Source organism: Variovorax sp. TLI9-5A, assembly GCF_056867935.1.
In genome coordinates, this window is record NZ_CP200310.1 from 720,428 (window position 1) to 733,582 (window position 13,155).

At 69.1% G+C, this 13,155-nt stretch carries 12 protein-coding genes; 2 read left to right on the forward strand and 10 right to left on the reverse strand.

Features of this window, described 5'->3' with window-relative positions:
• Positions 1 to 55: 55 nt before the first annotated feature.
• From AC1VNX_RS03470 to AC1VNX_RS03505, 8 genes are all read right to left on the reverse strand, one after another.
• Positions 56 to 1,012, reverse strand: a complete 957-nt coding sequence (locus AC1VNX_RS03470) for a Bug family tripartite tricarboxylate transporter substrate binding protein (protein ID WP_483155482.1) — start codon at positions 1,010 to 1,012, stop codon at positions 56 to 58.
• Between the two features lie 173 nt (positions 1,013 to 1,185).
• Positions 1,186 to 2,199, reverse strand: coding sequence for a Bug family tripartite tricarboxylate transporter substrate binding protein (locus AC1VNX_RS03475; RefSeq protein WP_483155483.1), 1,014 nt, complete (start codon positions 2,197 to 2,199; stop codon positions 1,186 to 1,188).
• Positions 2,200 to 2,324: 125 nt separating this feature from the next.
• Entirely contained in the window at positions 2,325 to 3,842 is a 1,518-nt protein-coding gene (locus AC1VNX_RS03480; protein WP_483155484.1) for an AMP nucleosidase, read from the reverse strand.
• A gap of 39 nt (positions 3,843 to 3,881) precedes the next feature.
• Positions 3,882 to 4,433, reverse strand: a complete 552-nt coding sequence (locus AC1VNX_RS03485; RefSeq protein ID WP_483155485.1) for a TIGR00725 family protein — start codon at positions 4,431 to 4,433, stop codon at positions 3,882 to 3,884.
• Complete coding sequence (locus AC1VNX_RS03490; protein ID WP_483155486.1) at positions 4,381 to 5,205, reverse strand: ABC transporter permease; 825 nt, start codon at positions 5,203 to 5,205, stop codon at positions 4,381 to 4,383. Before AC1VNX_RS03490 ends, AC1VNX_RS03485 begins: the two co-directional genes overlap by 53 nt.
• A gap of 21 nt (positions 5,206 to 5,226) precedes the next feature.
• A complete protein-coding gene (locus AC1VNX_RS03495) occupies positions 5,227 to 6,306 on the reverse strand; it encodes an extracellular solute-binding protein (protein WP_483155487.1) in 1,080 nt (359 codons plus the stop codon).
• Between the two features lie 22 nt (positions 6,307 to 6,328).
• On the reverse strand, positions 6,329 to 7,357 hold the full coding sequence (locus AC1VNX_RS03500) for an ABC transporter ATP-binding protein (protein ID WP_483155488.1): 1,029 nt from the start codon (positions 7,355 to 7,357) through the stop codon (positions 6,329 to 6,331).
• A gap of 19 nt (positions 7,358 to 7,376) precedes the next feature.
• Positions 7,377 to 8,144 carry an ABC transporter permease gene (locus tag AC1VNX_RS03505; protein WP_301506981.1) on the reverse strand — a complete coding sequence of 256 codons (768 nt, stop codon included), beginning with the start codon at positions 8,142 to 8,144 and terminating at the stop codon, positions 7,377 to 7,379.
• Positions 8,145 to 8,329: 185 nt separating this feature from the next.
• On the opposite strand from AC1VNX_RS03505, the gene AC1VNX_RS03510 reads away from it, so the two are divergent.
• Entirely contained in the window at positions 8,330 to 9,244 is a 915-nt protein-coding gene (locus AC1VNX_RS03510) for a LysR substrate-binding domain-containing protein (RefSeq protein WP_483155489.1), read from the forward strand.
• Positions 9,245 to 9,299: 55 nt separating this feature from the next.
• Entirely contained in the window at positions 9,300 to 10,205 is a 906-nt protein-coding gene (locus AC1VNX_RS03515) for a ketopantoate reductase family protein (RefSeq protein WP_483155490.1), read from the forward strand.
• Between the two features lie 112 nt (positions 10,206 to 10,317).
• On the opposite strand, the gene gorA is transcribed toward AC1VNX_RS03515, so the two are convergent.
• Both gorA and AC1VNX_RS03525 read right to left on the reverse strand, forming a co-directional pair.
• A complete protein-coding gene (gene gorA, locus AC1VNX_RS03520) occupies positions 10,318 to 11,694 on the reverse strand; it encodes a glutathione-disulfide reductase (protein ID WP_483155491.1) in 1,377 nt (458 codons plus the stop codon).
• Between the two features lie 126 nt (positions 11,695 to 11,820).
• Positions 11,821 to 13,113, reverse strand: coding sequence for a FecR family protein (locus AC1VNX_RS03525; protein WP_483155492.1), 1,293 nt, complete (start codon positions 13,111 to 13,113; stop codon positions 11,821 to 11,823).
• Between the last annotated feature and the right edge of the window lie 42 nt (positions 13,114 to 13,155).

The window sequence follows — 13,155 nt, forward strand, 5'->3', positions numbered from 1 at the left end:
CCCAAGGCGGGGACGCCGCGGCACGAAGTGCGCGAAGCCTGGGGGAGAGCCTGTTTCAGGCCTTCAGCTTGAGCAGATAGATCAGCGGCCCGGCCATCGCCGTATCCAGGTCGAGAAAACTCTCGAAGTCCTTGCCGGCCATCCAGTAGGAGTCCCAGTTGTTGCGCTTGATGGTCTTCTGCCAGACATCGGCCATGGTGGCGCGGCGGATGGCCTCGAGCAGCACGGCCTTGCGTTCGGCCGTGACCTTCTTGCCGGTGAGCACGCCGCGCCAGTTGGCGAGGTCGGCGTCCACGCCCTGTTCGCGCACCGACGGAATGCCCTGGAACGGGCGCTTGGCCGACACGCCGATGGCGCGCAGCTTGCCGTTGGCGAGCTGCTCGCTGAATTCGCTGTAGCCCGAGATGCCGGCGGCGGCCTTGCCCGATTCGAGCGCCTCGACCACCTGCGCGCCGCCCGGATGCGGCTGGTAGACCAGCGCGCCCGCATTGCCGGCCACGCGTGCCAGCATGCCGGCATACATGTGGTCCACGCCGCCGGCGGAGCCCCCCGCGATGACCGTCTTCGCGGCATCGGCGCGCAACTGCGCGATCAGGTCCTTCGGTGTCTTGATGGGGGAGTCGGCCTTCACGGCCACCACTTCGTAGTCGCTGGTGAGCCGGGCCACCGGCGCGACCTGCGCCATGGTGATGGCGGGCTTCTGCAGGGCCACGGCGCCGACCATGACCATGCCGCTCATCAGCAGCGTGTCGGGGTCGGCGTCGTATTTCTCCACGTACTTGGCGAGGCCGATGGTGCCGCCCTTGCCGCCGATGTTCTCGTAGCTGATGTCGCCCACGGCGCCCGACGCGATCATCGCGGCGCCCAGCGCGCGGCCGGTCTGGTCCCAGCCGCCGCCTTCGTTGGCGGGAATGACGATGCGCAGCTTGGGCGCGAGCTGCGCTTCAGCCGCGCCGGCCACCGAAGGCCAGAGCGACGCGGGCGCCACGCTCGCAGCGGCGGCCGATGCCATCCACGCGGCGAAGCCGCGGCGGAGAGCCCCTTGGGGGCAGTTGGCACGAAATGCGTCATTTTGTTTCCGGCTCCCTATAAAAGTAACCGGATGATCGACGAAAACCGTGTCAGTCATTAGTGTCATTTGCTCGGGGTAAACCCGAGCAAAGCCCGACCGAGCGAACCGGCAGTTCAGGCCTTGAGCTTCAGCAGATAGATCAGCGGGCCGGCCATCGCGGTGTCGGTTTCGAGGAAGTTCTCGAACTCCTTGCCCTCGAGCCAGAACGGGTCCCAGTTGTTCTGCTTGACGGTTTTCTGCCACAGGTCGGTGGCGGTGGCGCGCCGCACCACCGTCAGCAGGGCGGTCTTGCGGTACGGCGGCACCTTGCGGCCGGTGAGCACGCCGCGCCAGTTGGCGAGGTCGGCATCCACGCCCTGTTCGCGCACCGAGGCGATGCCCTGGAACGGCCGCTTCGACGACACGCCCACGGCACGCAGCTTGCCGCTGGCCAGGCCCTCGGCGAACTCGCTGTAGCCCGAGATGCCGGCTGCGGCCTTGCCGGTATCGAGTGCCTCGACCACTTCCGCGCCGCCGGGGTGCGCCTGGTAGACCAGCGACTGCGACGCATCGGCCACGCGCGCCAGCATGCCGGCGTACATGTGGTCCACGCCGCCGGCCGAGCCGCCCGCGATGACGGTGCCGGCCGCGTCCGCGCGCAACTGCGCGATCAGGTCCTTCGGTGTCTTGATGGGCGAGTCGGCCTTCACCGCGATCACTTCGTAGTCGCTGGTGAGGCGGGCGATGGGCGCCATATTGGCCATCGTGACCGTGGGCTTCTGCAGCGCCACCGCGCCGACCATGACCATGCCGCTCATCAGCAGCGTGTCGGGGTCGGCGTCGTATTTCTCCACGTACTTGGCGAGACCGATCGTGCCGCCCTTGCCGCCGACGTTCTCGTACACCACGTTGCCGACCGCGCCCGATGCCAGCATGGCGGCGCCCAGCGCACGGCCCGTCTGGTCCCAGCCGCCGCCCTCGTTGGCGGGGATCACGATGCGCAGCCTGTTGCTGAGCGGCGCGTCGGCGGCGTGCGCGGTGCGCGGCCACAGCGCGGCGTGTCCTGCGCCGGCTGCCGCGGCCGAGGCCGCGATCCATGCAGAAAAACTGCGACGGGAGATGGGGGGAACGGAGCGCGACTGGGTCATCTTCTTTCCGGTTGTCGTGGGGTACACCGGATGATGTCCGCGAAACGCGCCAATCCCGCGCGGCCGCGGGCAGGACAAACCCTGAGGCAGCGGCCCCTGCCGGGGCCCTGCTGGAGCCGTTCTTCTTACTGGAACGCCACTTCGGCGAAGCTGCGCAGCTTGCGGCTGTGCAGCCGGGTCGAGCCCTCGGCGCGCAGGATGTCGATGGCCCGCATGCCGATGCGCAGGTGCTGCTCCACGCGCTCACGGTAGAAGTGGTTGGCCATGCCCGGCAGCTTGATCTCGCCGTGCAGCGGCTTGTCGCTCACGCACAGCAGCGTGCCGTAGGGCACGCGGAAGCGGAAGCCGTTGGCCGCGATGGTCGCGCTTTCCATGTCCAGCGCCACCGCGCGGCTCTGGCTGAAGCGGCGCTGCGGCTGGTTGCCCGGCAGCAGCTCCCAGTTGCGGTTGTCGGTGCTGGCCACGGTGCCTGTGCGCATGATCTTCTTCAGGTCGGGGCCCTCGTAGCGCGTGACGTCGGCCACGGCCTTTTCCAGCGCGAGCTGGATCTCCGACAGCGCCGGGATCGGCACCCACAGCGGCAGTTCCTCGTCGAGCACGTGGTCCTCGCGCACATAGGCGTGGGCCAGCACGTAGTCGCCGAGCTGCTGCGTGTTGCGCAGGCCCGCGCAGTGGCCCAGCATCATCCAGGCATGCGGGCGCAGCACCGCGATGTGGTCGGTGATGGTCTTGGCGTTGGCCGGGCCCACGCCGATGTTGACCATGGTGGTGCCGCTGCAGTCCTCGCGCACGAGGTGGTAGGCCGGCATCTGCGGCAGGCGCGGCGGGGCGGTGCCCTGGCTGCCGTCGAGCAGGTGGCCGTAGGTCGCGCTCGCGCCGGCCTCCAGCCCGCGCCGGCGCGTGACCACGTTGCCGGGCTCGATGAAGGCGACGTACTCGCTGTTCTCGTCGGCCATGGCCTCGTGGCCCAGGCGCACGAACTCGTCGATGTAGAACTGGTAGTTGGTGAACAGCACGAAGTTCTGGAACCAGTCGGGCGCGGTGCCCGAGTAGTGGCGCAGGCGGTGCAGCGAGTAGTCGACCCGCGCGGCCGTGAAGAGCGACAGCGGCTGCGCCTCGCCGTCGCGCGCCTCGAAGGTGCCGTTGGCGATGCCGTCGTCCATCACGCCCAGGTCGGGCAGGTCGAACACGTCGCGCATCAGGGCGCGACGCTCGGCGCTCATGGTGCCTTCGATGTGGTCGTTCTCGGCGAAGGAGAAGTGGATCGGAATCGGCTGCGTGCTGGTGCCGACTTCAAGCTCGACCTGGTGGTTTTCCAGCAGCAGGCGGAACTGGTCGAGGTAGTAGCGCGCGAACAGGTCGGGCCGCGTCAGCGTGGTCTCGTAGCGTCCGGGGCCGGCCACGAAGCCGTAGCTCAGCCCGGCGTTGGCCGGCGGCGTGTGGCGCGAAACGGTGTGAGTGTGCACCCGCACGAAGGGGTAGCAGGCCCGCACCCGACCCGGCAGCTCTTCGCCGGCGACGAAGCGCAGCATCGATTCGCGCAGGTGCGTGAGGCCGTCCTGGTAGATGCGCTTGACCTGCTCGAGTGCGGCGGCGGCGTCGGTGAAGCGGGCGGGAGCAACGAAGGTTGGCATGTAGGGCATGCCGGCATTGTGCAATGCGGCTGCCCTGTCAGCGCGCGGTCAGGCCAGAAGGCAGGCGAGCACCTTTGTGAGCATGTCGTTCACATCAGAAGCCTGCACCGCCCCCGGCAGCGCCACGTCGCCGTGCATCACGAACACCGGCTTGCCCCACTTGAGGCCCAGCGCCATTTCCGAGAGCGTGCCCATGTTGCCGCCGATGGCGACCAGGCACACGCCGCTGCGCGCGACGATGCCGTTGCGCATCTCGCCCATGCCGGTCGGGATGGCCACGCTGAGCCATTCGTTGGCGTTGCGGTCGTCGTCCTCGGGCAGGATGCCCACGGCGATGCCGCCGGCTTCCACCGCGCCGCGCGAGGCGGCCGCCATCACGCCGCCGCGCCCGCCGCAGACCACGGCCATGCCCGCGCCGGCCAGCGCATGCGCCACCGCGTGGGCGGCCTCGCACTCGGCCGGGCCGCCGTCGCCGGGGCCGATGATGGCCACCGGCTGGCGGTGGCGCGCAGGCCCCCGCTGTTTCTGCGCGAGGCGTTCCAGCGCCTCAGTGACCGGCGCCGGCAGCACCGCCGCGCTCGCGCCTTCGCGTAAAGACATCGCCCACTCCCATCACGATCACACACATAACCATCAGCACCAGCGACAGGGCCGCCGCCACCGCGAAATCGGAACCGCCGTCGCCCACCTGCGCCAGCAGCATCAGCGGCAGGATGTTGAGCTGCGTGCCCACCAGCGCCAGCGCCGTGCCGTAGGTGCCCATCGCGATCGCGGCCACCATGCAGGCGTTCGAAAGCACGGAGGGCAGCACCTCGGGCACCACCGTGTCCCGGAAGGCGCGCGAGCGCGAGGCGCCCAGCGTGCGCGCGGCCTGCGCCGGGCGCAGGTCGAGGTTCGCGAACACCGGGTACAGCGACAGCGCCACGCGCGGAATCAGGTAGTAGGCATACGCAAAACCCAGGCCCGACACGCTGTAGATCCAGCTGCCGATGGCGGCCGGGTCGGCGCCCAGCCCCGCGAGCAGCTGCGTCACGAAGCCCGCGCGGCCGAAGGCCAGGATGAAGCCGTAGGCGATCACCAGCCCCGAGAAGGCCAGCGGCAGGCCCAGCAGGGTCATCATCCAGCGGCGGCGCCCCTCGGGCTGGCGCGCCAGCTCGATCGCGATGCAGGTGCCCACCAGCGCCGACATCGTGCCCGCCGCGAGCCCGAGCGCCAGCGTGTTGCGCAGCGCCCCGAAGAACAGCGGGTTGCCGAACAGCCGGCCGAAGGCGCTACCGCCCTCGCCGAAGGCCTCGGGCAGCAGCGCCGCCAGCGGCACCGCGAAGAACAGCGCCATGAAGGCCCACGCGGGCCAGGCGCCAAAGCGTCGCATCACGTTCCTTCGGGCCTTCTTTTACTTGCCCAGGGCTGCCTGCGCCCAGAGCTTGTCGATTTCCGCCTTGCGCTCCGAGGCCTTCACCACGTCGAGCGGCTTGATCTGCGGCGCGGCCGGCATCCTGGCGGCCACGTCGGCGCTCAGCGGCGTGCCCGGCACGGCGGGGCGCACGAAGCCCTGCGCGAACAGCGACTGGCCGGCCTCGCTCATGATGAAGTTGAGCCACAGCTTGCCGGCGTTCGGGTTCGGGCCGTTCTTCACGAGGCTGATGGCGTAGGGCGCGGCCACGCTGGCTTCCTTGGGGATCACGACTTCCACCGCGTCACCCATGCCGTCGACGTGCTTGGCCTTCAGGCCGTCGTTCTCGTAGCTGATCCACACCGGGATCTCGCCCTTGAGGAACTTGGCGTAGGGCGTGGTGCCTTCCACGCGCAGCACGTTGCCGGCCGCATGCAGCTTGCCCAGGTAGTCGGTGCCGGGCTGCACGTTGTCGACACTGCCGCCGTTGGCGTACGCCGCCGCGAAGGTCAGCACCTGGCCGATGCCGGTGGAGCGCGGGTCGAGGTACACCACCGTGTTCTTGAACTCGGGCTTGAGCAGGTCTGCCCAGCCGGTGGGCACGTTCTTCACCAGCTTCTTGTTGACCAGGAAGGCGATGTTGAGCGTGTGGATGGTGAACCAGCGGCCTTCGGCCTCGCGGAACACCGGCGGCAGCTTGTCGAAGTTGACGGGCTTGAAGGGCGCGACCACGTCCTTCTTCGCGGCGTCGACGGCCGAGGCGGCGAAGTAGTAGGCGGTGTCGGCCTGGGGGCGGCGCTTGGTCTTCTCGAGCGCGACCACGGTGGCGGCGGAGCCGATGTCGTTGTAGGTCAGCTCGATCTCGGGGTAGCGCTTCTTGAAGTCGCGGAACAGCGACTTCCAGTTGGCCCACTCGGGGCCGGTGTCGAAGGAGACGCAAAGGCCTTCCTTCTGCGCTTCGGCGTACAGCGCTTTCTCGCCCGCGTAGAGCTCGGGGCCGTCGAAGGCGAATGCGGTGCGGGCCGCGAGAGAGGCCAGCGGCAGTGCGCCGGCGGCCTGGATCAGATGTCTGCGTTGCATGGTGGCTCCTTGGAGGAAAAGGTCAGTGGTCAAGTAAACGGAGGTGTTCGGGCGCGATGGCGATGGCCTCGACCGCGGGCTTCGCCGATTCGGCGAGGAAGGGCCTGGCCGCGCCCGGCACTTCGAAGTCGTAGCGCGTGAGCGCGCCCAGGTAGCGCTGCGCGCCGGTGCGCCCTGCAAGACGGTTCACGGCGTCGGCCGCCGGGTCGGGCCGGATGTGCTCGGGCCGCACCAGCACGTGCAACTCGGTGCCGAAGGGGCGCTGGCCGGTGTCGGCGAAGAGTTCGGCGAAGCCCATGTCCAGCCGGCCGGGTGCGGCCACCTTCGCGGGCAGGATCGTCGAGAGCCCGACGAACTCCGCCACCGCGCGGCTCGCGGGGTTCTCGTAGATGTCGCGCGGCGTGGCGATCTGCAGCAGCCGGCCGTCCTTGAGCATGGCCACGCGGTCGGCCATGGCCAGCGCCTCTTCCTGATCGTGCGTGACCAGCAGCGTGGTGGCGTTGAAGCGCTGCTGGATGGAGCGGATCTGGTCGCGCAGGTGGCCGCGCACGCTGGCGTCGAGTGCCGAGAGCGGCTCGTCGAGCAGCAGGGCGCGCGGGTCGATGGCCAGCGCGCGGGCCAGCGCCACGCGCTGCTGCTGTCCGCCCGAGAGCTGCGCCACGGCGCGCTGCGAGAACTCGCCCAACCCGACGATGTCGAGCAGCTCTTGCGCGCGGCGCTGCCGCTCGGCGGTCGCCACCTTGCGCAGCTTGAGCCCGTAGGCCACGTTGTCGAGCACGCTCAGGTGCGGAAAGAGCGCGTAGCTCTGGAACACCATGCCGATGTGGCGCTGGTGCACCGGCGTGCGCGACATGTCCTCGCCGTCGAGTGCGATGCGGCCGGTGTGGCCCGTTTCCAGGCCCGATACCAGCTTGAGCAGCGTCGACTTGCCCGAGCCGCTGGGCCCGATCACAGCGACCAGTTCGCCTGTGCGCACGTCGAGCGATACGTCGTGCAGGCCGTGCGTGCTGCCGGGGTAGTTGTAGCTGACCTTGTCGAGGAGGAGGCTCATGGCGTATCGGTTCTGCCGCTTATGCGCGTTGCTTCACGAGGGAAGAGGAAAGAAGCGCCGACGCGCTCGCCAGCACCAGCAGGATCACCGTGGCAGCGCAGGCGAAACCCGTCGCGCCGTAGAAGGCCTGCAGCAGCACCACCGGATAGGTGCGGTTCTGGAAGCTCGTGAGCAGATTCGACACGCCGAACTCGCCCACCGAGATGGCCGCCACCATCACCAGCCCGCTGATCAGGCTCTGGCGCAGGCTGGGCAGCACGATGCCGGTGAACTGCTGCCAGCCCGAGGCGCCGAGCGTGGCGGCCGCCTGCTCCAGACGGCCGAGGTCGAGGTGGCGCAGGTCGGTCAGCAGCGTGTTGGTGAGGTAGGGCAGCGTGAGGATCGCGTGCGCCGCGATCAGCAGCGGCATCGAGCCCAGCCAGGGCGCGAGGTCGGTGTTGAACACGATCATGTAGCCGAAGGCCAGCGTGATCGCCGGCACCGCCACCGGCGTGGCGCTCACGATGCGCGCCGCGAGGCTGCCTCCGCGCCGCGCGCCGTGGTACAGCGCGTAGGCCAGCGGCAGCGCCAGCACGGTGTTGATGGCGCAGGCCGAAAGCGCCACCACGAGGCTGCTCACGAAGGCCTTGCGGAAGGAGGTGTCGATCCAGAGGTCGGCATACCACTGGCCGGTGATGCCCGTGGGCAGCAGCGTGTTGGTCCAGTTGCCGCCCACGCTGCCGACCAGCAGCAGCGCGATGGGCAGCAGCAGGTACAGGCCGTAGATGAGCGAGATGACGCGAACCAAGCTTGCCTCCGAATGTCATGGGCGCCCGGCATACTTTCCGGATGCGCTACTGTTCGCGCCGGGCTTGCCGCCGCGCTGCCTCGAATTCTAGGAATCGCGTACGAACTTATGGGTGAAACTTGGATGACGACACTTGAGCAATTGGAAAGCGTTTTTCATGCGGCTTTCACGAAGCGAGGCCATGCATGAAGCGCGACTGCCCCACCATCCAGGAGCTGCTGGCCTTCGACGCCGTCGCGCGTCACCAGAGCATCACGCTGGCCGCCGGCGCACTTTGCATCACCGTGAGCGCGGTCAGCAAGCAGATCGCGGGGCTCGAAGCCTTCCTCGGCCGCGAGCTGCTGCAGAAGAACGGGCGCGGCGTGCAGCTCACGCCGCAGGGGCGCGTGTACTGGCAGAAGATCTCCGGCGGCCTGCGCGCCATCGAGACCGCAACTTTCGAGGCCCGCTCGGGTGATGCGGGCGCCGGCCTGCTCACGCTGGCGAGCGTGCCCACCTTCCTTACCAAGTGGCTCATTCCGCGCCTGCCCGCCTTCAGCCAGAAGAGCCGGCACGTGATGCTGAGCTTCAGCCGCCACCTGGAGCCCAGCGACGGCATCCCGGCCGGCGTCGATGCCGCCATCCGCTACGGTCCCGACGGCTGGCCTGGCGTGGTGTCCGAATACATCGCGGGGCGCGAGTTCGTGCTGATCGTGGCGCGCTCGCTGGTCGAGGGGCGCCATCGCATCGCCCAGCCCGCAGACATCGTCGGCCACACGCTGCTGCACCACGAGGGCGCGCCCAGCGCCTGGCGCCAGTGGGCCGCGCAGCACGGCGTGCCCGAGGTGCAGATCGTGGCCGGGCCGCGCTTCGCCCAGTATTCGGCGCTGATCCAGGCGGCGCTCAACGGACTGGGCATCGGCCTCGTACCGAAGCTGCTGGTGCAGGAAGAGTTGGCCGAGGGCGCGCTGCTGAGCCCCTGCGGCGCGCCCGTGAGCGTGAACCAGGGGCACTATCTCTGCTACCGGCCCGACCGCCTCGACCTGCCCGCCTTCGCGGCGTTCCGCGAATGGCTGCTCGACGAAGGGCTGAAGTCGCGCGGTGTGGAGACCGAAGCATGAAGCCGCCATCTTCGCTAGGCTCTGCCCCAATACGGACAAGCAAGGAAACGAACCGATGAAAGTCGCAGTGATGGGGGCCGGCGCGGTCGGCTGTTACTACGGGGCGATGCTCGCGCGCGCCGGGCACGAGGTGGTGCTGATAGGCCGCCCCTCGCATGTCGAGGCCGCCAACGCCAAGGGCCTGCGCCTGGAGACCAAGGCTTTCGACGAGCATGTGAAGGTGGTCGCGAGCACCGAGCCTTCTGCCGTGCAGGGCGCCGATCTCGTGCTGTTCTGCGTGAAATCCACCGACACCGAAGCGGCCGCCGGGCAGATCAAGCCGCATCTCGCGCCCGGCGCGCTGGTGCTCACGCTGCAGAACGGCGTGGACAACGACGAGCGCGTGCGCTCCGTGCTGCCGTCATCGAACGAGGTGGCGGCGGCGGTCGTCTACGTCGCGACCGAAATGGCCGGGCCCGGCCATGTGAAGCACCACGGGCGCGGCGAGCTGGTGATCGCGCCCTCGGGCCGCAGCGAGGAAGTGGCCCGGCACCTCGAAGCCGCCGGCGTGCCCACGCAGATCTCGGCCAATGTGCGCGGATCGCTCTGGGCCAAGCTGATCCTCAACTGCGCCTACAACGCGCTCTCCGCCGTCACGCAGCTGCCTTACGGCGTGCTTGTGAAGGGCGCCGGTGTGACCGACATGATCCGCGACGTGGTGGCCGAATGCCTTGCGGTTGCCAAGGCCGAGGGCGTGGAAGTGGCCGGCGACACCGACGCCGCGGTACGAGCCATCGCGCAGACCATGCCCTCGCAGTACTCGTCCACCGCGCAGGACCTGGCGCGCGGCAAACCCAGCGAGATCGACCATCTCAACGGCCTGGTCGTGCGGCGCGGCGAGACGCTGGGCGTGCCGACGCCGGCAAATCGCGTGCTGTTCGTGATGGTGAAGCTGCTCGAGGGCAAGCAACGCTCAAGTTGACCCCGATCTGGCGGGGAACACCGCGGAACCGGCTTTGCCGGGCCGCAGGTGCTGCCCCCGGAAGGGGGTTGGCGCGCGCGACACGAAGTGCGCGCAGCCTGGGGGTGAGCTGTTACCCGGGCATCGGCTCGCGCATCGTCACGAACTCTTCCGCCGCGGTGGGATGGATACCCACCGTGCTGTCGAAGATCGCCTTCGTCGCCCCCGCCCGCATCGCCACCGCGAAGCCCTGCACCACCTCGCCCGCATCGGCGCCGACCATGTGCAGGCCCACCACGCGGTCGGTGGCCTTGTCGACCACCAGCTTCATGAAGGTGCGTTCGCTGCGGCCCGAGAGCGTGTGGCGCAGCGACTTGAATTCGCTGGAGAACACGGTCACGTCGCCGAACTTCGCGCGCGCGTCGAGCTCGGTGTAGCCGCATGTGCCGATGTTCGGGTGGGTGAACACGGCGGTGGGAATGAACTCGTAGTCGAGGCGGCGCTTGCCCTTGCCGAAGAGCTCGTCGACCACCACCATCGCCTCGGCCAGCGCCACCGGCGTGAGCTGCACGCGGGTGGACACGTCGCCCACCGCGTAGATCGACGGCACCGAGCTGCGGTAGTGCGCGTCGACCGCGATTGCGCCACGTTCGTCGAGCTTCACGCCCGCCGCTTCGAGGCCCAGCCCCTGCGTGTTGGGTACGCGGCCGGTGGCGAAGAGCACCGTATCGGCCTCGATCTGCTGGCCGCGCGAGAGCGTGACCGTGAGGCCGTCGGCGCCGCCGGTGCCGCCTGTGCCGCGGGTTACCGAGGCGACCTCGCAGTTCAGCCGCACGTCGACGCCGGCCTTGCCCATCTCGTTGGCCAGGAACTGCCGCACGTCGTCGTCGAAGCCGGTGAGAAGGTGCGCGCGGCGGTGCAGCTGCGTCACCTTCGAGCCCAGCCCGTTGAAGATCGACGCGAACTCGCAGGCGATGTAGCCGCCGCCCACCACCAGCAGGCGCTTGGGGAACGGGTCGAGGTCGAACATCGCGTCGGAGGTCACGACGTGCTCGCGGCCCTGGATGTTTGGCACGAAGGGCGTGCCGCCGGTGGCCACGAGCAGGTGGCGAGCGGTGTAGCGCTTGCCGTCGACCTCCACCGTGTGCGGATCGGCCAGCTGCGCCCACCCTGTGACGAGCGTGACGCCCGCGTTCTTCAGCAGCGAGGCGTAGATGCCGTTGAGTCGCGTGATCTCTTTTGCGCGCTGCGCCTTCAGGTGCGCCCAGTCGAACTGCGGCGCCTCGGGCAGCTTCCAGCCGTAACCCGCGGCTTCCTCGAAGGATTCGGCATAGCCGGCCGCATAGCTGTAGAGCTTCTTGGGAATGCAGCCCACGTTGACGCAGGTGCCGCCGAGTTCGGCGGCCTCGGCGACGGCGACGCGGGCACCGGTCTGCGCCGCCATGCGCGCGGCGCGAACGCCGCCGCTGCCGGCGCCGATGACGAAGAGATCGAAGTCGAATGTGGGCATGGGAAATCTTGCTCCTTGGCCGCCGACTGTAGCGGCGGGCCGAAGGCGGCGCTTGGGGCGGGCCTTGCTTGACCGTGGAGTTGCTTCACGGAGTCCACTGTCCGAGAGCCCTGCGGGGCGAGCCTGCTAGCGCGAGTCCGGCGAAGTCCAGAGCCTGCGCGGATCGTCGCCGGCGGGCTGGGCCGGTTGCGGCTGGATGCCGCGCTGCTGCTGCAGTGCACGCAGCTGGGCCTGTTGCAATGCTTGCTGTTGAGCCTGCGCCTGCTGCTGCATCTGCGCGGCCCGCTGCTGCAGCTCCTGTTGCTGGCGAAGCATCTGCTGTTGGGCCAAGGCCTGTTGTTGAGCCGCGCGTTGCTGTTGCAGTTGCATCTGCGCCGCCTGTTGTTGTTGAAGCAGCTGTTGCTGCTGCAGGGCCTGCGCCTGCGCGGCACGCTGCTGCATTTCCTGCTGCTGGCGCAAGGCCTGTTGCTGTTGCCGCTGGAGTTGCAGCTGCAACTGCTGTTGTTGCTGCTGTTGCTGCCAGCGGTCCTGCTCGGCGCGCTCGCGCCAATCACGCCGCTGCTGCCATTCGCGCTGCTGGCGCCAGTCTTCCTGCCGGCGCCATTCCTGCTGCTGGCGCCAGTCCTGTTCGCGCTGCCACTCCAGCTGTTGCTGCTGGGCGGCCTGCGCCGCGCGCTGCTGTTCCATCCACTGCGCTTGCTGCTGCGCCTGTTCGTACTCGATCTGCTGCTGCCGCGCGATCAGTGCCGCAGGCGGCACCACCACCGTCGGCTGGCCGTAGCGCGCGGGCTCCGACTGGTCGTCGAACCGGCTGCGTTCGGCCACCCAGGTGTCGAAGCTGCTGTTCTGCGAGCGCGTGGTGCGCACGGTCGCGAGGTTCCGGCCCGACACGGTGGTCTGCTGGCGCTCGGTCAGCAGTTGCGAAATGCCGTTCTGGCCGTGCAGCGTGAGATGGCCCGAGGCCACCGCCACCCAGGTGGTCGTGGTGTCGGCCGCGTCGGTGGCGATACGGTATTCGCCCGGCGCACCGATCGCCGCCGAGAGGTTGGGGGTGTCGATGCTGATGCGCTGGCCCGAGGACATGTCGCGCACGCTCAGCTGCAGGTTGCCCCGGCTCGCGTTGATGCGTATGGTGTCCTCGTCGATGCCGGTGAACTCCACGTAGGTCCCGCCGTCCAGCCGCAGCGCGGCCGGGCCGATGTAGACCTCGGCGCGTGCGTTGCGGTCGGTCCAGATGCGGTCGCCGACGGCGAGTTGGCGGTCGGGCCGGGCGGGGGACCAGCGCTCGTCTCCGGCGGACGAGACGCTCACGGTTCCCTGCTGCAGGTTCAGGCGCCCGATGGACATCTGCGAGCCCTGCTGGGCGCTGGCCGCGAAGCCGGCGCACACCAGTGCCAGCCCGAGCAGCCATTGGTGCAAGGGGCGTTGAAGGGCCGAAAGGCTTGTTCTTGTGCGATTCAT

What these genes read in the sequence shown, in the direction of transcription:
- AC1VNX_RS03480 (WP_483155484.1), bottom strand. Translation starts at nt 3,842, where the DNA reads ATGCCCTACATGCCAACCTTCGTTGCTCCCGCCCGCTTCACCGACGCC.
- AC1VNX_RS03495 (WP_483155487.1), bottom strand. Translation starts at nt 6,306, where the DNA reads ATGCAACGCAGACATCTGATCCAGGCCGCCGGCGCACTGCCGCTGGCC.
- AC1VNX_RS03510 (WP_483155489.1), top strand. Translation starts at nt 8,330, where the DNA reads ATGAAGCGCGACTGCCCCACCATCCAGGAGCTGCTGGCCTTCGACGCC.
- AC1VNX_RS03500 (WP_483155488.1), bottom strand. Translation starts at nt 7,357, where the DNA reads ATGAGCCTCCTCCTCGACAAGGTCAGCTACAACTACCCCGGCAGCACG.
- AC1VNX_RS03490 (WP_483155486.1), bottom strand. Translation starts at nt 5,205, where the DNA reads ATGCGACGCTTTGGCGCCTGGCCCGCGTGGGCCTTCATGGCGCTGTTC.
- AC1VNX_RS03515 (WP_483155490.1), top strand. Translation starts at nt 9,300, where the DNA reads ATGAAAGTCGCAGTGATGGGGGCCGGCGCGGTCGGCTGTTACTACGGG.
- AC1VNX_RS03470 (WP_483155482.1), bottom strand. Translation starts at nt 1,012, where the DNA reads ATGGCATCGGCCGCCGCTGCGAGCGTGGCGCCCGCGTCGCTCTGGCCT.
- gorA (WP_483155491.1), bottom strand. Translation starts at nt 11,694, where the DNA reads ATGCCCACATTCGACTTCGATCTCTTCGTCATCGGCGCCGGCAGCGGC.
- AC1VNX_RS03485 (WP_483155485.1), bottom strand. Translation starts at nt 4,433, where the DNA reads ATGTCTTTACGCGAAGGCGCGAGCGCGGCGGTGCTGCCGGCGCCGGTC.
- AC1VNX_RS03475 (WP_483155483.1), bottom strand. Translation starts at nt 2,199, where the DNA reads ATGACCCAGTCGCGCTCCGTTCCCCCCATCTCCCGTCGCAGTTTTTCT.